This is a genomic window from Lactobacillus xujianguonis (assembly GCF_004009905.1).
Classification (GTDB): domain Bacteria; phylum Bacillota; class Bacilli; order Lactobacillales; family Lactobacillaceae; genus Lactobacillus; species Lactobacillus xujianguonis.
Map to the genome: position 1 here is coordinate 44,352 of NZ_ML136872.1, position 19,464 is coordinate 63,815.

Below are 19,464 nucleotides of genomic sequence, written 5' to 3' on the forward strand. Positions count from 1 at the left end.
ATATATTATAAGCATTTATTTTTAGCTCTTATTATATATTTTTTGATATTTAGTGATCGGTATTTTTATTGTAAAAATCATGTAATCCAAGATTAACTGCTATCAATGTTAAAATAAAAATTATAGGAGGCCACATCATGAACGCTAAAAACATTTTGCTTGGGCTGACCGCTACCGCAGCATTTCTTGGATTTAGTGCCAATCAAGCTCAAGCCGCAACCAAATCACTACCAACTAAAGGTAGTCATTACATTCAAAAAGGCAATACTTATAAATTACACTTAAAAGTCCCTGGTAAAGTAACTTTGAATACCAAGGCCAAATATACAATCACTAACAGCCAAAACTGGAAATGCATCCCTTACCGCAATTCCAGCAAGAGCAGTCACAGTTTCTATTTAAGAGCTGGGAACTACAACTTAACCACCACGAGTAAAAAGTCTCAGGTCAAAACTAGTTTCACCAGTCTCTCCAAATTGAAGAAATCGCTGGATACTTTTCCAATCAGTAAAACTGAAGATCCCGCTCAAAATCCACCACAAGTCAAGATGGGACAAGCAGTTAACGGTTTTCTCGATTTATTCAAAACCTACCCATATGGTAAAACTCACGTCTACCAATTCACATTGACGCAACCACAAAAAGTTGATCTCACTTTCTCATCAATGCCAATTTATGACGTTAGTCAAGGCGCTACTACGACAATCAACCTTACGCCAGTGACGGATTACGACTATAAGTTAGATGAGTTTACTGTTAACGACCATGCGACAAATAAAAAGCACGCTTGGACCTTAACCAAAGGAACTTATAAGATGACAGTTACTGGTTTGCGTGGTCGTTTCAACTTTAAAATGACTAGCAAGATCATCAATGGTGCCCTAGCTCCCACTAGTATCACTGGTTTAACTCCAACTAGCAAGGGCCTAAAGATTAGTTATGGCAAGGCCGATAAGGCGACTGGTTACGAGATTTATGTCAAAGATCTGCATAGTAAAAATCTCGGTGAAACTGAGCCGGTGGGAATTAACCAAGATAAGGGCAGTTATCCGAAGACTCTGAGTCAAGTTATTCCAAGCAAGTTCTTAATTAACGGTAACACTTACGAAATCGCTGTCCGTAGCGTTAATACTAATGATGGTCCAACTTTCAGTGGTGTTTCTGCTCCAATTAAATATACTTACTACCTTCCTAGTAGCAAGAGGAAAATCAAGCTAAAGAAACCTAGTTTAAAGGTCAGCTGCTTAATTGACCCTAGTCAGAACACGCCTTACATAAATTTAACGTGGAAAAAGGCTAAATCAGTAAACAGCTATGAAGTTGCCTACCGTGTCAAAGGTTCTAAGTCATGGCATACTTTCTTTACTAAGAATAAGACCAGTGAAAAAATTACGAGTCCAACCGATCCAAATAGTCCATTTTATTTTGTCCAAGGCAAGAGCTTCGAAGTGAGAATTCGTGCTTTGCACAGTGATCAGAAGAGCGCTTGGTCGAAGGTACATAAAGTAAATACCAACTGTTCAATAGAAGATAAAACAAAGCTCATTACTATCTACACAAACTGATAGTAATGAGCTTTTTATTTACTCTTCAAAAGTATTCAACTTGTTCCTTTTCTCAGCTACTTGCTTAATAAAATACTGATCATGTTCAATTAACAACATCGCTGGCCTCGTCTTCTTCAGTAATTTAATCAGCTGATCTTGATTAAAAACATCTAAATAGTTAGCTGGCTCATCTCATAAGTACAAATCTGCTGGCTCTACTAACGACTTAGCCAAAGCCACTCGCTTTTGCTGGCCCATACTCATTTCTTCAATCGGCGTATTAAAGCTAGCTCGTGGAAAACCCATCTTCTTGAGATTATTAAGTAAGTCTTCATAAGAGATTCTTTGCTTGATAGCAAAACTTTTCAAATCACCAGTATATTCGGTGAAATCCTGTGGTAAATATGAAATCGCCAGTCCGTTGCTCAAGACAAATTTACCCTTGTAACTAGTATTCTTACCTTTACCTAGTAACAATTTTAAGAAAGTGGACTTACCCGAACCATTTTTACCTTCTAACGAAACAACACCGTGGTTCTTAATAACCAGGTTTAAATCTCGGAATAGTTTTTTATCACCAATTTGTAAATCCAAATGCTGCGTCTCTAATATAGTCTGATGATAATTAGGTTGAAAATTCATGCTCAATTCTGGCACTTCTTCAATGTTAGTCATCAAGCCCTGCTTAGCTTGAATATTCTTTTCTAAGCGATGTTCAATATTCTTAGCTCGTCTCATGTCGTTAGCAGCAATCTTGGTTACATCAAAGCTTAAAGGATGAAAAGCGCGATGATTTGCCTTTCCTTTATATTTTCTTCCCGTATTCTTCGTACTCTCTGAGCGCTCAGCAAACATTAAATTCTTTAGTAAAGAATCATTAAGTCGTCTAACTTCACCCTTTAATTTTAGATTCTTCTCGCGATTAAAGTTATCTCTCTTATTCTTAGTATCTTCATAAGCAGCGAAATTGCCTTGATACAAATGAATTTCAGTATTTTCAATCGCTAAAATATGATCAGTGACTTGATTTAAAAAATCACGATCATGACTAACTACGATATAGCCCTGACCATGTTTAGCTAAATACCGGCTAATTTCTCGCCGACTATCTTGATCAAGATGGTTCGTTGGTTCATCAATCAAAGGAAACGAATCCCTATCTGTAAAAGACAGAGCCAATAAAATTTTGGTTTGTTCTCCTCCACTTAAGGTTTCGAACGGTTGCCACAGAATATTAGGATCAACTCCCATTACGTTGAGTTCACGCTCTAATTCCCATTGTTCAAAATCAACCTGTTGCTGCAGTTCATACAAGGTGAGGCTTGACGTATCCCGAATCGTAAGTGGATAGTAGGAAAAATCAAGTGATGTTTGAATCTCGCCAATCCCTTTTAGTTTTCCGCGAAGAAGATTAAGAAAAGTGGTCTTACCACGTCCATTGCGGCCCACCAAACCTAACTTCCATGAACTGTCTAAGTTCAAGTTTAAATTACCGAAGATATTTTCACTACTATCTTCATATCTGAATGACAAGTTTGAAATTCTAATGTTGCTCATTAAATCGCCTCGCAAAAAAAGAGCCCACACTTTTGACAAGTGCAGACTCTCCCTCGATATTTGCGCATAATAAAAGAAGGTATTTGCCGCTACTAATCTTGCCAAAAGTGCATAGTCTCTCCGTCTAAAATCTGGAATAACTATTCAACTATGCTTGAGTTTGCAAGGTTAAAGACGCAACAGCGATCCTTCTTTCTAAAAATGAATTTCAATTGATGAAATTAGAATAACATGAAAGAATATAAATTACAATCTTTTTGGGTATTTTAATTTAAATTTTAATTTAAAGCAAAAAAGACATCCTTCTCGGGAATGCCTTCTTCAAAAACGCGATTTTCAAAGTTGTCTATCTAGTAATCATTTCGATTTTTTCTTGTGAACGCCACCAGTCTGGCATATCACTTAATAACTTAGAAAGAACCTCACTGCGGTGAGAAACAATATTTCTTTCATCAGTGTTCATTTCACCTAAAGTCTTGCCCAATTCGGAAACTACAAATAATTGGTCATAACCGTAATTACTTGAGCCAAATGGATATTTGGCAATCATCCCACTAATGCGACCAGCACTTACAATATCGTTACTCTCTTGACCAGGCCAAGTGAAGATGAAGGTTGTGTAGTAACTAGCTGTTCTGTGTTCACTGTCAACACCACCAAGAGCAGCTAACAATCTGGCACGATCGTCTTGACCATTGTGATGATATGGCAAGATACCTTGTGAGTTCAGTAAGTAATCAACGCTCAAGCCAGAACTTTCAGATAAAGTTGGTAAGCCTGTAAACTCAGATAAACGGTGGGCGGTCTTTCTCGCATTATTCAAAAAAGTAGCTTCTGAATAAGCCTTCATTGGTGCGTAATTAACCTCACCCAATCCTAGAACCTTGATTTCAAGACCTAAATCATCAATCGCTGCTTGTAAATCTTCGATTTTGTTATTGTCATAGGTTGTATATAATAATTGCTTCATTGTTTCTCCCATAGAATTCATTTCACGCGGTGCATTATAAATTAGACCAATTATAATGCATCCGTTTTCAAGCTGATATGCTTATTGTGCATCATTTGTGAAAAGATGTCAACAGTTACCATCTTGTTTTTCTTGAAACCACGTATTAAATAACGTTTATCGCAATTTTAACACTTCTGTAAAAATATAATTTGTGAAATTAATCACGGCAAAAGTATTATCTTTTGCCATCAGCTTTAACCTAGACCAATTTTGCTTTTTGAGTAAAAAAAGACTGCAAAAGTATCTAACTTCTGCAGTTTAAGCTAATTTCGTGTTAGTTTTTTTATCAAGTCGGAATTGATTTTGGCGCAATCACTTGCGAGTACTTTAACAAGCAAATTAAGAAAAATCGACATCATTCAATCTTGTTTGTTTTTCTGCAATTCTTCTTTCTTCCTCAATTCTCTTTAGTAATTGAAGCCGATCTTTTAGCTCATAGAGTTCATAATCTGCAACTAACTTTAAAAAATCTTCATTATGATTTTCTACTTGAGCTAACCGCAATGCCTCCATATATGCACTACGACTATCTTTATCCGGTTGAATATTAATAATTAAATAGCCATGCTTAATTAATTCAAAATTCATTAACAAGCGAGCAGTACGCCCATTACCATCACGAAAAGGATGAATTGTCACGAACTTCAAATGCAATAATGCGGCAATTTTAACGGGATGTTCCTGTCCTTCTACTGAATGATACCATTTCAATAATCCTTGCATTTTACTTTTAATTTCAGTCGGTTTAGCATAATGAACTTCTGGAACCCCATTTGGCCATACTTCAATTTGGCGATATTGTCCTGCAGCTTCACGCTTTACTGGATCATCTGAATATGTAACCAACCGATTAATATCTCGAATAGCTGTTTCATCCAAAGGAATTTTTCCTGTCGCCAATTCTTGCACATAATCATATGCTCGACTTAAGTCAAGCGCAGCTAAATGATCAGCAAATGGTTTTCCATGCACAGTTAAACCGGTTTCTAATAGTGCTGCTGTCTCATACTTCGTAAGTGAACTACCCTCGATGGCATTAGAGGACCAAACATGATCAATTTTCTTTTCTTTTTCGATTGCTGTAACTTCTTCTTGGGTTAGAGGTCTATATCGATTTATTTCTTCTTTTAAATCTGTTAGTTGTGAATATTTCATTATGCTCCACTCCACTTTAATATCTATAGACATATTTTAAACCAGATATGATCAATTATATACAATTAAACACCATGGTTTTGCTATAATAAGTCTATCTCAAAAAAAGAAGGTGCAATTCTAAATGACAACTGATCATTTAGGTTTAAGCTTACGGCTTAACTTTTTCTTACAAGCCGTTAAGCGCTACTTGAGGCTCTACCCCCAACTTTTTCTGAAAGTTTGGGGTTTGTTAACTACAACTGAATAGATAACTTTTCCCTGACTTTCAGAAATGCTAATTAATAGTATTTAAAGAAAAGGAAAAGGGAAAATGTTCAAAAGATTTCATTGCAAAAATTTTAATGTCCTAGATCTATTAACAGGGCGAGTAGCTACCAACATTGCTGATTCACTCTTTTACATGACCATTTTATGGTTCTTCAAGAGTAAATTTCACTCGCCAACAATCGTGTCATTGATTTTCATCGCAGATTCAACGATTGACACGCTGGCTTTTGCTTTTGGGCCAGTGATTGACCGGATTAAGATTAAACAGCTGCTTCAAAAGGTTAACATAGCACAAACTCTTCTTAGTCTAATCTGTATTTGGCTGTTTCAATTCAAAAATTGTCAAACAATTGCCATTGTAGCTTTAACTGGAATTTATGTTTTTTCTACAATTGGCTCGACATTGATCTACCCTGCTGAAAGCAAAATTTTACCAGTAATTGTAACTAAAAATAAACTACCGAAAATTAATGGGCTGTTTCAGATGACCTATCAAAGTTTAGATTTATTCTTAGATGCTTTAGCCACCTTACTAATTACTCTTTATTCTTTCAGTGCAACGATGGCTATTTCTGCGTTATGTTTTGCTTTAGCAATCATTTTTTATCGGCAGTTACATCTACCAAAAATAGAAAATACCAATCACGCTGATAGAAATCTTTTAAAAAACTATCTCTTTGATTTAAAAGAGGGCTGGCAAACTTTGCAACATGAAGAGCAAATCTTTGCTTTAATTTTACCTTTCGCAATCACCAATCTTTTCTATGGGATTGCTGCAGTGGGTTTACCATATTTTACCAGTAAGTATATTAGTCACACTGCTTTTGGGTATGGTAGCTTAGAACTGATTTCTTCAATCGGTGGCCTAATTGCGAGTATCGTGATTCAGCGATTACATTTCAAGCAAAAAAAGCTTCCAAACTTAGTTACACTTTGCTTATTTCTAGCAGGAGCATCAATTATTTTTGAAGTTCTAACTGCTAAGTATTTTTTATTACTGATTCTAATCTTTGCTTTTAGCAGCAGCTTTTGGATTGGCTTGATGAACATTAATTTCGAAATTCTAGTCCAGGAAAGTTTTGCACCTAAAATTCTAGGCAGAATTGCTACAATCAACAGCAGCATTATTAATTGCATGATTCCGATTGGTTCTGCTTTGGGTGGCATAATTGTGCAGCATTTAGGTGCTAATTTTGCAATCATGTCACAAGGAATGGCTGAAGTAATTACGGCTATCTTCTATCTGATTATTTTTGCAAAATTTTAATTAAAAAATAAAGGTTGATCTCATACGTGTATTTACACGATAGATCAACCTTTTTCTATAGCAAAAACAAATAAGAAATCGCATTAAGCAGCATCCCTGCAAATGCCCACAATACACAAGATTTGGCTTCTGCCTTATTATGTTTTCCTAGCTCAAACCACAGAGCGATAATAAATCCCAGCAAAGGAAAGAAAAATGCACAGATTTTAGCCCAAACTTGCCCATTACTTTGGTCAACTTGGCGATTGTTCTCATCGGGATATTTACGATAACGGAATTGGTTGAAGAAGTAAACAATAAATCCCGCTGCAATTAATGCAATAATGATAATTAGCCACTCACGCATGAAGATCGCTCCTACTATTTTGAAGATTCTCTATTTTAGACAGTTTAATTTTTGATCGTCCTATCCAACATAGCGGAAATCACAGCTTTTTGCAACATTAACACTTACATATTAGTTTCAGACTTTATAATTTTGACGATTTCAGTTACAATTAATTCCATAAAAGACCAGCTTCTAATGTGTTTTTGTTCTTAACATCAGACTACTGGTCTTTTTGTTTTGGAGTCAAGTCCTAAAATGGATTTGACTCTTTTTAATTTGTAACTAAGCGTCACCGCAAACTATTTTACACTTAGGAAATTTTCATATTTAAAGTTGTAATCAAAATAATTAATAATTGTTCCAATCGCTGTACCATGTCCACCAATAATAACAGTCTTGCCTAGATTGTGTCTTTTATAACCTTTATTAAGGCTTGCATATTCCTCTGCTGAGTTTCTGCTAATGATTCACCATTTACTAATTTATAATTAAAATTCTCCCACTGCTTTTTACAAAACTCATGAAAATTAGGAATCCAATTATCGCCTATTTTACGTTCTCTAAAATCACTTATTATTTCCAATGAAAGGTTTTTGTTTATAACAATTGGTTCAATAGTGTCAATTGCTCTTTTAAATGGACTAGAATATGCAGTATCTACCTGCTTATCTTCAAAATAATTAACTAACTGTTTCCTACTTTTTAATCCTTCTTTTGTTAGAGGTCTTTTTAAATCATCGTGAATAGATAGATCAGGCTGAGCATGTCTGATAAAATAAATAACTGTTTTCATTTTTTCTTTCTTTCGTCATCCATCACAACTTCAAGTTCATCTTCCAAACTCATCTCACTCGTGAATTTCTTTTCCGGAATAAAACCAATGTAATCCTTTTCTAGCCACCATGAACACATTTTTTCTTCACCAAATGAGGCGATATGCCGTTCCTGATGTCTTTTCATCGTTTCTTCAAAAGGAATATCAAAATAATAAGCATTAATTCTGTCTCCAAATAATTCTTTTGCTCTTTCAAATACGGGTAAATACCATTTAGCATTCAAAATGCCTTCTAAAATAACGTAATCACAATCTTCGTGGCCATATTCAAGCAAATTAATTAATAAAGGGATAGATGGATTAGTAGCTCCATCTTTTGCATTAAGCATTTCTCTTCTGACGGTATCCTGAGGGATGAGTAAGGTGTTTTTGCCTAATCGCTTTTGAATCCTTTTAGACAGAGTGGTCTTACCACTTCCTGAATTACCTCTAAGAATGATTAAATTAGACATAGCGTTAACTCCTTAATTAATAGCATTTTTTGATACTATTATTTTCTCATTACTTATAGACACAGCAATTAGCTTTATTTATAAATCGTTGTCCATTAGTCAATTCCCATTCGTGAAAACAGGCATCTCCAGAGGTAAATTTAACATTTGAATTCATAGGTAATTTTAGAAAAGATTCATACAATCTCATGATCATTCCACCATGAGAGACAATAGCTATTGTACTTTTAGAATCATTCTCTGTTATAACTTTAGATAAAAATGATTCCGCCCGCATTCTAAAATGCAATTCGGTCTCCTGTTCATAATTCGAGGTATGAATAGGTGTCGGAACATTAGGATACTTAGTGTAAGCTTCATTATATGGTATATGGTAACTTTGCTCTAAGACCATTGTTAAATTCCTTAAGTTCAGCGATTTTATTCAAAGAAAGATGTGTATTTGCCGCTAAATACTCAGCGGTTTGAATTGCCCGATTTAAAGTACTGACATAAATTTTGTCAAAAATATAGTTTTCAGCGAGATAATTGCAAGTGGTCCGAGCCTGCTTACGACCTAACTCCGTTAGATTATAATTTGCCCAACCTTCACACACTTTCAAAATATCCGCTTCACTTTGACCATGACGTAGCAGTATTAATTTCATTCATATCACCTTTATCTCAACATCCCTAAACTAAATATTTTTTCATTCTGATCGTTAATTCAAAATGAAAGTTACAGGAACTAGTAAGCTCCTTTTATATTCCTTAATTTACTAATTAACTGTGTCCTCGACAGTTGCATCCCTATCAAATTCATATTCAAATCCACAGATAGTCACTATCGGAACCATATTGCCTCTTTGTCCCATCAATAATCCGGCAGATGCAGCCAGCATATCACAGATAGTTTCAACATTAATTTTTCCGTTACTCTGTGTTTTTCGAAGACCATTTAATCCATAAAGGCCAACGGCAATCTGTGTTGCACCTTTCTTATCGATTCGGCCATCACTGTCTGTAATAACTATGGCAACTCTCTTCCCCATTTTTTCATAAATCTTTTCTGCTATTTGCTTTGCAATTTCATCACAATTATTAGGTAAAACAATAGCCATATCTTCGCCTATCTTATCAACTCCTGCACTTGTTAAAAATAGACCATTAGTCAGCCATCCGCCAATGAAATTAGGAGAGATTTGTAATCTTTTTCCACTTAAATCTTCAGTTTGATTAATAATCAATTGAATGATGCGTGGATCTTTGCGAGGAACCTCATGATGAATTTTTAAAGCCAGTCCCGATGGTTTAATCGTATTAAGATCAACGAATAATCCCTGCGACTTAGATATTATTTTTGAAGCAATACACAAAATATCGCCATCTTTTAAATTCGCACATTCTTTTTTACAAAATTTCATTATTACTTCCGCAAGATCACATTTTTTAGAAATTTGTGGGAAATTTAACCAGGGATAGATTGAAATCGTATTTTGGAACATACAGTATGCACTTTCTTAAATATACTGTGTTGATCGCTGTTGAAAATTTTCATCAAAATCGATCACCGTGATTTGATAATCGGTAATTTTATTAGGATCTTCTTCATATCCGTAACCTGCATTAAATTGAGCTGCCATATGACCAAGTAAATTTAGAACTTCCATAAAATCTTGAAAATTATAAACATAAAGTGTATAACCACTTTGACATTCTTCAATTTCACCATTATAAGGTTTACCAAAAGCATCAGACATTTTTGGCTTAAAGAAGCTATACCATTTCAAAAATCTTTTTTCTTCTCAGCATTCATTATTTATCACTTAAATCCTACTTATAATCTCCGACCCAATATTCAAACTTGCACCATATGAACTTCTCCCCCAGCCACGACGATCATAGTTATTCATATCTGCTAAAGAATCACCAGTAAATAAAATCTGAGCAAAATCAATATTTCTGAATTGTGCACATGCTGCTAATGCCGCACACTCCATCTCAACAGTAGCTGCTCCTAATTCTTTAAACTGGCTGACCTTTTTTGAAGTCTCTCTAAAAAAGCCATCTGTGGTCCAAGTAACTATTTCATCATAGTTATAACCTAATTGTTTTATTTCAGCTTCAACGACCGACAAAAATTTTGACTTCAAATCTACAAAATTACCCGATTCCTTATAGTGGAAAGACATCCCTTCATCACGAATGGCTTTAACCGGAACGAACATGGCATTTCAGGTAGTTTCTTTAATGCACCGGCATTACCAAATGCCAATACTCTTTTAACACCATAGGCAATTAACCAATCAAGTAGCTTAACAGCGGCAGGTGCTCCCAATGGAGCTTGACATAAGGTCAATTTTTGATTATTAATTTCCACCTCATAAACTTGAGGTCTAAAAGAAATAGTTTTAAATTTACCTAGAACTTTATGAGGATGTCGTTTCAAAAAAGAATTAACCTCATCTTCTGGAACAAAAGCATATAAAAGTCTCGAGTGAAATTTATAAGGTAATTTTTCGAAAGTTGGTTCAAGCACTGCATGTTGGTCATTATCGAATTCTAAAATAAATGGTTTTTCACTCATCTCTATCCCTCCAACTATTCATTTTTCAAATAAACTTTTATATCGTTTTTACTATCTAACAGTAGTTTCTGACTGTATTTTTTATCTTTTGAAGATTCTTTGATTTTTTGCCACAAAATGGCGGCTACTTTCATTCGAGAGATATATTCTTTGCTTAATGGATCAGCATTAAAATCCTTAACAAAATTATTCCATTGATAAGTCGACTCCTCATTTGCTTTAAACTTATTCGGATTTTCATATGCATCAATTAAGTCCTTAATAGTTGCATTTCCGTTTTGTGTTCTTTCAATTTCTCTCATTTTAATTCCCATTGCTTTATTAAATGAGAATTTTTCAACATTATAATACTTACAAAAGAAGTTTCTTGCTTCTTTATTTAATCTAAATCCACTTGATAAAATTCTTGTTTCCGGAGTGATATCTTTAGCACACAAATTTACATTTTTACGTCTTTTACGATTAGGTTTAATTTCAGAAATATTTTTTCCAGATAGGTACTGACAAATGTATTGAGTTAATTCATATTTCGTGCCATAAGTTGGCAATCCAAGATTATGACAAATCATTTGTAAGTCGGTCTTATACCAATATTTTTCTTTAAATTCTTCGATAGATGAATTTCTATTAAAACCATCTTTTTCCATGAAACTAGTCTTTCTCTTAACAGGCAACTTCCTAATTTATTGCTAAATCTTACTTAAAATCTGCGAACAAACATCTAACCCTACAGCATGCGATTCATGTCCCCAACTGCGATAATCATAATTTTCAATATTAGCTAGTGAATCTGCAGTAAACAGTATTTGTGCAAACTCAACTTTTCTAAATTGAGCACACGCCGCTATTGCTGCACACTCCATCTCAACCGTCGTAGTTCCTAATTTTCGAAATTGATTAACTTTTTTAGATGTTTCTCTGAAGAAACCATCTGTCGTCCAAGTAGTTATTTCATCATAGTCCAATTTCATATCCATAATTACTTTTTCAATTTCATTAAGATAATCAGATCTCATATCGATGAACTGTCCTGGTTCCTTATAGTAAAAGGAGGTACCTTCACCTCTAATTGCTTTCACAGGCAAAAACATAGCATTTTCCGGTAACTCTTTAATAGCACCTGCGTTTTCAAAGGCTAAAACTTGCTTTACCCCATAAGTAATTAGCCAATCAAGCAACATCGTAGCAGCTGCCGCTCCTAAAGGAGCTTGACATAAAGTCATCTTTTCATGATTAATTTCTATTTCATAAATATTAGGTTGAAAAGATATTGTGTCATATTTGCCCAATACCTTATGAGGTACAGACTTTAAGAAATTCTCGATATCAGAAGCTGGAACAAACGCATATAGTAATTTTGAATGAAATTTAAAAGGTAAATGCTCAACTTCTGGCTCAAGCACTGCATGTTGGTCATTATCAAAATCTAAAATAAAAGGTTTCTCACTCATCGCTATTCCTCCAAATTATAACTACCATTTTAGCTGCTCGGAATAACTCTTCTCCGTATTTATGACTAATCACACTCGACTTGAAAACTAGGATCTTTATATGCCTCAAAACAAGCCTTAATTTCATCTAATGAATTTCTATCTGTACTCAAATTCTTTGGTAATTGATCATAAGCAAAATACTTACGAGTTGTAGTCTCAATATTCTTCTTGAATTCACCACCGAGCGGTTTGCAAAGAAAGAAAACGTGAATGACATTGTATGGGTAAATGGCTTCGCTATGCTTATTTTGATCATAGATGCCAATAATTCTTTCAACCTCAATATCAAGACCTGATTCTTCTTTGGCTTCCTTAATACAGTTTTCTTTCACAGCCATATTAACTTCACACCAACCACCTGGAAGAGACCAACTACCATCATTTTCTTGAACTAATAAAATTTTATCATCCTTAAAAATGGCAGCTCGTGTCCCAAGCTTGGGAGTTTGATAACCAATTTCATTGCAAAATAAATCCTTCACTTTTTGCAAAGGTAAATCTGATTTATACGCCATCATTTCTGCAGAAATATCACGAATTTCTTGATAACGTTCTAAGTCAAAATCATCTTTGCCATAAATTAATCCAGCTTGTGCCAAGCTTTGCAATCTTTTCGCCCATTCAATTAATAAATCTTTATCTTCCACAGTTACACCCTACTTAAAATCTGTGAACAAATCTTCAATCCAGCAGTGTGAGAATCACTGCCCCAATCACGTTCGTCATAATTATCAATGTCTGCAAGAGTATCTGCAGTGAATAGAATTTGTGCAAAATCTATCTTTCTGAATTGCGCACAAGCAGCCATTCCGGCACATTCCATTTCAACTGTCGCCGCACCAAGTTCACGGAATTGCTTAACTCTATCAGGAGTTTCTCTGAAGAAGCCATCAGTTGTCCAAGTAGTTATTTCATCGTAGTCTAATTTCATATCTGTAATTATTTTTTCGATTTCATTAAGATATTCGGACTTCATATCAATGAATTGTCCTGGCTCTTGATAGTAAAAAGAAGTGCCCTCGCCTCTAATAGCCTTGACTGGTAAAACCATCTCATTTTCGGGTAAATCGATTAAAGCACCTGCATTGCCAAAAGCCAATACTTGTCTTACCCCATAAGCAATTAGCCAATCTAATAATTGGGTTGCTGCAGGAGCTCCAAGTGGAGCCTGACATAAGGTCAATTTTTCTCCATTAATCTCGATTTCATAAATATTAGGTTGAAAAGAAACAGAATCAAAGCTACCTAAAATCTTATGTGGAACTTGTTTTAAAAAGTTATCGATATCTTCCTTTGGTACAAATGCATACACTAATTTTTCATGAAACTTAAAAGGCAATTGATCATGATTTGGTTCTAAAACTGCATGCTCATTACTGTCAAATTCTAAAATAAACGGTTTCTCATTCATCTCTATCCCTCCAAGTTATAACCACCATTCTGGGGTTAACTCACCTAATGTCAATACTTTATTGCTCTCATAGTCCATCATCACTTCAACATTTTGATAATCTTTTTCCATCATCTGAACCATGAATTCGCGGCAGGCACCACATGGCGCACCATTTTTACCATCAGACATAAGCGCCAATACACGTGAGATTTTAGTTTCACCATTAGTAATCATATTAAAAAGCGCATTTCTTTCAGCACATACGCCTAAAGTACAGGCTGTGTCAACACACACTCCGGTATAAATCTTTCCCGATTTTGACAAAACTGCAGCGGCAACACCACCGGCTTCCATATGATCGGATATTTCATGGAAACCCTGTACTTTTTTGGCCGCTTGGAACATCTTCTGCCAAGTAGAGTCAGGAGCTAATCTATTTTTAACGTCTTTCATTCTCTTCTCCTTTAGTAAAAAATGCTTTAACCATTACATAAATTGCAATCCAAATAGCTAAACTTAGTAACCAGAACCAGGAATTATTGGTCATCGTCAATGAGATTCCATTGTTTACCGTCAAGTTCATTTTTATACCAAAAATTAGCTCAATAGTATGCAATCGCACGTGCGTCCACAAAAAAAAAACAAAATACAGCATAATGCAAGTGCACCAAATTCCTACTGCTTTAAAAATATTTTTTACAATTGTATTCATCTTAATTATTCCAATTCCATTGTGTCCTCAGAAAAGACGACTGGAAATTCATCAGACCATTTCTCAGTCCTTGTTTCGATTACCTTAAAGCCAAATTTCTGATACAAATTCTTGGCTCGTTCATTATCAGTAAACACGTCTAATCTTACTGGTCGTGGCAGCTTCGCCAATGCGGTCTTCATCAATGCAGAACCAGTACCTTTTCCTTGCATCCCTGGCAAAACATACAAGAAATCTAAACGGCGTCGTCCTAGACCGACAAATCCAACTACTTGCTCATCTTTTTCAGCAACGTAAATATCACAGGACAAAAAATACTTGAGATATGGTGCATCCTTCAACGCAATAAAAACTTCTTCCAAGCCTTCTGCTTTAAGCTCTTGCAATCGCCCTTGATCCATAACTTGTGCTAATTGCTCAAAATCTGTGGATTGATATCTTCTAATAGTTACTTTTACCAATCGGATGCACCTCTTTTTTAATAAGTTTTATATTGTTTTCTAATTTTATCATATATAATTTTAAATAAAAGACCTTTTAAAAGAAAATGTGACTTACTATGAAATTAAAAAAGATTAATCCTGATACTTACGAATTATTTGAAAATAGCCATTCAATCGGTACTATTTCCACATACCGTAATCTTTTCCATGACACATGCAGCTATTTAAAATTCAATCTAACTAAAATTCCAACATCTTCTCCTTTTACAGAAATTAGGCATCAAGAACAAAAACCTCTTCAGGTAATGATTGAATCTCAGCAATCAGAAATAGTAAATTTTCTGACTAAAAGCGGCTTTCAATGCAAACGACGCTGCTATGAAGCTGAAGTTAGTTCGACTGAGCTAAAGCATCCCTTAAGAGCAGAACTACCAATACTTCCTTTTGCAAAATGCGATCCTATTTATCAAGCCTGCTATCATTTTCTATATCAATATTATAAAGACGCTCATGAGCAGATTTCTCCTTTGACAGTTACTGAAACAGAATTCACTGCTGAAGTTCCCACCCAAACTGGTTATTATTGTTTGAATGAACAAGGTCAACTTTCCCATGTTGCTTTCACTGAAAAGAACGAAATCGCTTATCTGTGTTCGACCAATCTGCATACTTGCTCTGCTTTCATTGATAGCTTACTAGCTGAAATTTTCAAAAATTATTCAACTACTTTCTTTGAAGCAGATGACACCGATTGGGCCGCTAGTATGTTGCTTGATAAGTTCAAATATTCTAAAACAGAAAGTTTTAATACTTATATTTATAATTGAAAGTTGAATTCAAAGAACCTAAAATAAAACTGAAACGGAGGTCAATTATGGAAAAAGTTGAACCAATGGACATCTTACGTGCTCCTTCACCAGAAGAAGTAACTATTGCAAAAATTGGTAAATGGATCAAAGATTCATACTACGATGAAAATCATCAAGTCAATGTAGTTTTTAAGAAAGATACTCCCAAAGAAGTCTTCCGTTCATTTAAAAAGAATACAATTCTTTTTAAAGCCATTACTGATGCAGACGTCAACGAAAAGTATCAAATTGAAAAATAGTGTTTAAACAGCAATAGCCGCAGCATTACGCTACGGCTATTTTAAATTTCAATCACTTGATCAAAACTAACTTTATTTTCATCATGCAACTGGTGACTAACAAAGATAACTGTGAGGTCTTTCAGGCTTAAAAAGCTATTCTCAACTTGCAAAGCACTTGCTTTATCTAAATTGCTAGTACTTTCGTCTAATAATATTACTTGTCGATTTCTTAACAACCCTCTCGCTAATGCTAACCGTTGTTTCTGTCCTCCTGAAAGGTTAGTGCCATTCTCACCTACCATTGTATTTAAACCTTTAGGTAACTTTTCTATAAAAGTCCATAAATCAGCTTTAGTCAGAGCTATTTTGATTTGCTTATCAGAAAAATCCTCTCCTAAACACAAATTATAACGGATACTATCATTGAACAAATATGGCGTTTGGTCGATATACAAAATAATTCTTCTTAAAGTATCATAACTTAGTTCTTTTTCCTCAATTTGATTAAGCTTTAAGCTACCGGAATAGTTTCTTAATTGACCAGATAAAATCTTCATAAAGGTAGTCTTGCCACTTCCGGATTCACCATGGATTGCTACTTTTTCTTTTGCGTTAATTACAAAATTAAGAGGATGTTTAAAAACAGGTAAATGATCAAATTGTGTCTGTAAATTACTTACTTTAAGCAGGTTAAAGCTTTCATTTCTAATATTTTTTCCAACTTTTTTTGGCTCTACAGTGTCATTTAACTGATATTTTTTAAAAATTGGCTCTAAGGCAGTCATTTCAGACCAAATTGGTGCAATCACTGCTAATGAGTTAAATACGTTATAAGATAAATTACCAGACGAAGCAATCACGCCAATAGAAATAATATGTCTAAGAGCTAGGAAACCTGTCCATGCCTGAATACCCACTTGTCCAAGAATATTAGAAAAACCAGCAATATTATTGGCCACAGTTTGATATTTGACCTGTCCAACTTTTTTCTGAATAACAACTTGAACCGCATTAATAATTCTATTCTCGAGTTGTTGCTCTACGCCAAAAATGGCAAATGTTCTAAAACCACCTAACGCATCATTGATCACATTAAGCAATTTTTCATTAGCTTTAGTAGTTGAAAAACTAGCTTTTGCTAGCTGTTTGCGAATTACTTGCGGAAAAACCACCGTTAACAATGAAACAAATAAAACCAATGGTATAAAAGTCCACGAAAATTGGATTAACGCAATCAAAGAAAATAAAGGATCTGTAATAATTTGAATTGCTTCTAATATATTTCCAAAACCGTCATTTTCAATAGTTGTCATGTCATTAGTCAACCAAGACGCGTAAACTCCTGTATCCTGTGCTTGATATTGTTCAATCGTTCTGCTTGCTAAATGTCTAACGATCTCTTGTCTTAAATCTCGACTCAAATACTGCACTGTTTTTTCTCGAATGATTTGCAAAATAATCAAAAAGACTGACAGCACCGCAAAAATTGCGACGTCATATATAACCCATTGGAAAAATGGTAGCATTTTTAAGGCAATTAAATTATTAAAGATTTGAACATTAATTAAGGCATGCACTACACGTAACGCTGACGTAATGATCGTTAAAACCACTACTTGACTAACTAACAATGGTTCATACTTCAAATATCTAAATAAATACTTCATTGTTCTCACCTCGTCATTCATTATTTGACAAAGTAAGTAAAAATAATTTAATTTGTCGTATTTGAAGGTGAATTGTCGTATACGCAAATTATAATTTGGGTAATGTATTTACGAAATCATGCCAGCCGGCATTATCTAGGACTTCAAAGATCTTTTTAGCTGATTCACGATCTTTTGCAAAAATGGCTTGATAATAGTTAGTCAAAAGCTTAATTAATAGAAGTGAGTTTTTGATAGGCAGCTTCTTCAAGTATCTAATAATCCGCTCAGTTAATTCAGGGTGATTAAACTCATAACAAAGATCAAGAAAGTTAATACAGATTGCTCCTATCGTTTCTTGTAAAGCACTGCTCATCCCTTGAGGATCAGAATATTTAGCCAGAATACTGTTCACTAAAAAGCTAACCTCATCAATGTTATAAACCCGTATCGTTTCGCGAAAAATCTGCAAAGAATTTTTATCCCATCCATTATTTTGAAAAACAAACTGTTTCAGTTTTTCTTTTAAATCAGTAGGAATTGCATCTGTCTTTTTCAAATAAACTTCATTTAGGTGCAATTGCAGTTGTAAATATTTTTTCTGACGGGATTCAGGTAAAGCATCAATTTTTCTTTCAAGATTATAAAAAGAAGCCCCATCTTTCTGTTGTAAAGCTCGATCGATTTCGTGCAAAATGTTTTCGTCAGGACGATTACTATTCTGAAACTCGGCAAAGAATCGCTCATAATTAATGTTATTAGCAGCCAAAATATGCAATAATTCGTCAGCACCAATATTATGGATGCCACGTTCAACTTTGGAATAAAACGATACTGAAACTACTCCAGCCGCCATTTCTGTTTGTGTTAAACCTAAGGATATTCGAATTTCTTTGAGAGCTTGTCCAATCGTCATTTTCTTTTTCTCCTCGCATTATTTTTTACTTTACCTAAAACCATTCCCACAATCAAGCTGCTATAATACTAATATCATGAAAAAGATTTTCTTATTAAGATCTTTGTTGGCAGCCCTAAACTTAACCGCCTGTCAGCAAAAATTCGCTCAACCAAGATCAAACAATGCTAGTAGGTCAACCACCTCACAGCATAAACATCCTACAAGCCAAGCTCAAGTTGCACCCAAAATTACTACTCATAAAAAGTATAAAGGCTTCAAGTTAGCTACTATACCTGTGCAATATCAGGGCACTTGGTATCGCGGCGACCCTTATAAAAGTTGTACGGAAATTCAAAAACTACCCCATCTTCAGATTCACTCAAAGCTTGTAAGTCTGAAAAACTCTTTAAGTTGGTCAACGTAGCAAGATCTTTTTGAATTGGTTTAGCACCATCGGAATTACGTTTGGCAAAATCTTTAGCCATCTTGTATAATTCAACGGCTTTTTTAAGATTTGGAATGTCGGGAATTTTATTTTTGCCTGAAATAAATTTATCCAAATCTGTCATCATGCGCTTTTCAATTCGCATGTCAATTTCAGTATTAACTCCAATTTCAGTCCGGTCTGCAGGAATGACTGCATCCTTTTGCCATTCAGAGTTAACAGCTAAATATAAGTTGTCTTGTGGGCGGGCATTAACATCTGGCTTAGTTAAATCACCAACACCGCCACGTACTTTTTGGTTAAAATGGATCATCGAATCCGTCCTCTCTTTACTTTTTTGTTAAGCCTATTTTAA

The 19,464-nt window shown here is 34.7% G+C and carries 23 protein-coding genes and 1 pseudogene; 4 read left to right on the forward strand and 20 right to left on the reverse strand.

Annotated features, from left to right (window positions below):
* Positions 1–137: 137 nt before the first annotated feature.
* Positions 138–1,565, forward strand: a complete 1,428-nt coding sequence (locus tag EJK17_RS01055) for a hypothetical protein (RefSeq protein ID WP_103661816.1) — start codon at positions 138–140, stop codon at positions 1,563–1,565.
* A gap of 174 nt (positions 1,566–1,739) precedes the next feature.
* Here the strand turns inward: EJK17_RS01055 and EJK17_RS01060 are convergent, their stop codons facing one another.
* The 3 genes from EJK17_RS01060 to EJK17_RS01070 all read right to left on the reverse strand — a co-directional run bounded on the left by EJK17_RS01060 (position 1,740) and on the right by EJK17_RS01070 (position 5,271).
* The gene (locus EJK17_RS01060; RefSeq protein WP_369823607.1) at positions 1,740–3,104 is read right to left on the reverse strand and encodes an ATP-binding cassette domain-containing protein; all 1,365 of its coding nucleotides are present in this window, start codon (positions 3,102–3,104) and stop codon (positions 1,740–1,742) included.
* Positions 3,105–3,450: 346 nt separating this feature from the next.
* Positions 3,451–4,074, reverse strand: coding sequence for a non-canonical purine NTP pyrophosphatase (locus EJK17_RS01065; protein WP_103661817.1), 624 nt, complete (start codon positions 4,072–4,074; stop codon positions 3,451–3,453).
* 381 nt (positions 4,075–4,455) lie between these two features.
* Positions 4,456–5,271 (reverse strand): Fic family protein, encoded by an 816-nt coding sequence (locus tag EJK17_RS01070; protein WP_168180700.1) that lies wholly within the window; start codon positions 5,269–5,271, stop codon positions 4,456–4,458.
* Positions 5,272–5,584: 313 nt separating this feature from the next.
* Here EJK17_RS01070 and EJK17_RS01075 point away from each other — a divergent pair, with 313 nt between their 5' ends.
* Positions 5,585–6,808 (forward strand): MFS transporter, encoded by a 1,224-nt coding sequence (locus tag EJK17_RS01075; protein WP_127796136.1) that lies wholly within the window; start codon positions 5,585–5,587, stop codon positions 6,806–6,808.
* A gap of 55 nt (positions 6,809–6,863) precedes the next feature.
* On the opposite strand, the gene EJK17_RS01080 is transcribed toward EJK17_RS01075, so the two are convergent.
* The 14 genes and pseudogenes from EJK17_RS01080 to EJK17_RS01145 form a co-directional block, all read right to left on the reverse strand.
* Complete coding sequence (locus tag EJK17_RS01080; protein ID WP_103661016.1) at positions 6,864–7,154, reverse strand: hypothetical protein; 291 nt, start codon at positions 7,152–7,154, stop codon at positions 6,864–6,866.
* Between the two features lie 382 nt (positions 7,155–7,536).
* Positions 7,537–7,929 carry a histidine phosphatase family protein gene (locus tag EJK17_RS01085; protein WP_236629296.1) on the reverse strand — a complete coding sequence of 131 codons (393 nt, stop codon included), beginning with the start codon at positions 7,927–7,929 and terminating at the stop codon, positions 7,537–7,539.
* A complete protein-coding gene (locus EJK17_RS01090) occupies positions 7,926–8,423 on the reverse strand; it encodes a kinase (RefSeq protein WP_103661015.1) in 498 nt (165 codons plus the stop codon). Before EJK17_RS01090 ends, EJK17_RS01085 begins: the two co-directional genes overlap by 4 nt.
* Before the next feature lie 49 nt (positions 8,424–8,472).
* Positions 8,473–8,817, reverse strand: coding sequence for a histidine phosphatase family protein (locus tag EJK17_RS11955; RefSeq protein ID WP_255409164.1), 345 nt, complete (start codon positions 8,815–8,817; stop codon positions 8,473–8,475).
* Positions 8,783–9,070 (reverse strand): histidine phosphatase family protein, encoded by a 288-nt coding sequence (locus EJK17_RS11960; RefSeq protein ID WP_255409163.1) that lies wholly within the window; start codon positions 9,068–9,070, stop codon positions 8,783–8,785. Before EJK17_RS11960 ends, EJK17_RS11955 begins: the two co-directional genes overlap by 35 nt.
* A 111-nt stretch (positions 9,071–9,181) precedes the next feature.
* Entirely contained in the window at positions 9,182–9,907 is a 726-nt protein-coding gene (locus EJK17_RS01100) for a coenzyme F420-0:L-glutamate ligase (protein ID WP_103661014.1), read from the reverse strand.
* Positions 9,908–9,922: 15 nt separating this feature from the next.
* Complete coding sequence (locus EJK17_RS01105; RefSeq protein ID WP_103661013.1) at positions 9,923–10,192, reverse strand: hypothetical protein; 270 nt, start codon at positions 10,190–10,192, stop codon at positions 9,923–9,925.
* A 36-nt stretch (positions 10,193–10,228) separates the two neighbouring features.
* Positions 10,229–10,989: pseudogene (locus EJK17_RS01110) on the reverse strand (nucleoside phosphorylase).
* 14 nt (positions 10,990–11,003) lie between these two features.
* Positions 11,004–11,636 carry an SAP domain-containing protein gene (locus tag EJK17_RS01115; protein WP_103661012.1) on the reverse strand — a complete coding sequence of 211 codons (633 nt, stop codon included), beginning with the start codon at positions 11,634–11,636 and terminating at the stop codon, positions 11,004–11,006.
* A gap of 42 nt (positions 11,637–11,678) precedes the next feature.
* Positions 11,679–12,440, reverse strand: a complete 762-nt coding sequence (locus EJK17_RS01120) for a nucleoside phosphorylase (RefSeq protein WP_103661011.1) — start codon at positions 12,438–12,440, stop codon at positions 11,679–11,681.
* A gap of 65 nt (positions 12,441–12,505) precedes the next feature.
* Positions 12,506–13,129, reverse strand: coding sequence for an NUDIX hydrolase N-terminal domain-containing protein (locus EJK17_RS01125; RefSeq protein ID WP_103661010.1), 624 nt, complete (start codon positions 13,127–13,129; stop codon positions 12,506–12,508).
* A 2-nt stretch (positions 13,130–13,131) separates the two neighbouring features.
* Positions 13,132–13,893 (reverse strand): nucleoside phosphorylase, encoded by a 762-nt coding sequence (locus EJK17_RS01130; RefSeq protein ID WP_103661009.1) that lies wholly within the window; start codon positions 13,891–13,893, stop codon positions 13,132–13,134.
* Between the two features lie 15 nt (positions 13,894–13,908).
* Positions 13,909–14,328: a cytidine deaminase family protein gene (locus EJK17_RS01135; RefSeq protein ID WP_103661008.1), complete on the reverse strand. Its 420-nt coding sequence runs from the start codon at positions 14,326–14,328 to the stop codon at positions 13,909–13,911.
* A 264-nt stretch (positions 14,329–14,592) separates the two neighbouring features.
* Positions 14,593–14,988: a GNAT family N-acetyltransferase gene (locus EJK17_RS01145; protein WP_168180701.1), complete on the reverse strand. Its 396-nt coding sequence runs from the start codon at positions 14,986–14,988 to the stop codon at positions 14,593–14,595.
* A 158-nt stretch (positions 14,989–15,146) separates the two neighbouring features.
* On the opposite strand from EJK17_RS01145, the gene EJK17_RS01150 reads away from it, so the two are divergent.
* Together EJK17_RS01150 and EJK17_RS01155 are read left to right on the forward strand one after the other, a co-directional pair.
* Complete coding sequence (locus EJK17_RS01150) at positions 15,147–15,857, forward strand: GNAT family acetyltransferase (protein WP_103661006.1); 711 nt, start codon at positions 15,147–15,149, stop codon at positions 15,855–15,857.
* A 47-nt stretch (positions 15,858–15,904) separates the two neighbouring features.
* Positions 15,905–16,138, forward strand: a complete 234-nt coding sequence (locus EJK17_RS01155; RefSeq protein ID WP_168180696.1) for a hypothetical protein — start codon at positions 15,905–15,907, stop codon at positions 16,136–16,138.
* Positions 16,139–16,179: 41 nt separating this feature from the next.
* On the opposite strand, the gene EJK17_RS01160 is transcribed toward EJK17_RS01155, so the two are convergent.
* The 3 genes from EJK17_RS01160 to EJK17_RS01170 all read right to left on the reverse strand — a co-directional run bounded on the left by EJK17_RS01160 (position 16,180) and on the right by EJK17_RS01170 (position 19,422).
* Positions 16,180–17,787, reverse strand: coding sequence for an ABC transporter ATP-binding protein (locus EJK17_RS01160; protein WP_103661004.1), 1,608 nt, complete (start codon positions 17,785–17,787; stop codon positions 16,180–16,182).
* Between the two features lie 88 nt (positions 17,788–17,875).
* A complete protein-coding gene (locus EJK17_RS01165; RefSeq protein ID WP_103661003.1) occupies positions 17,876–18,682 on the reverse strand; it encodes a helix-turn-helix domain-containing protein in 807 nt (268 codons plus the stop codon).
* Positions 18,683–18,951: 269 nt separating this feature from the next.
* The gene (locus tag EJK17_RS01170; protein ID WP_103661002.1) at positions 18,952–19,422 is read right to left on the reverse strand and encodes a hypothetical protein; all 471 of its coding nucleotides are present in this window, start codon (positions 19,420–19,422) and stop codon (positions 18,952–18,954) included.
* Positions 19,423–19,464 lie beyond the last annotated feature (42 nt).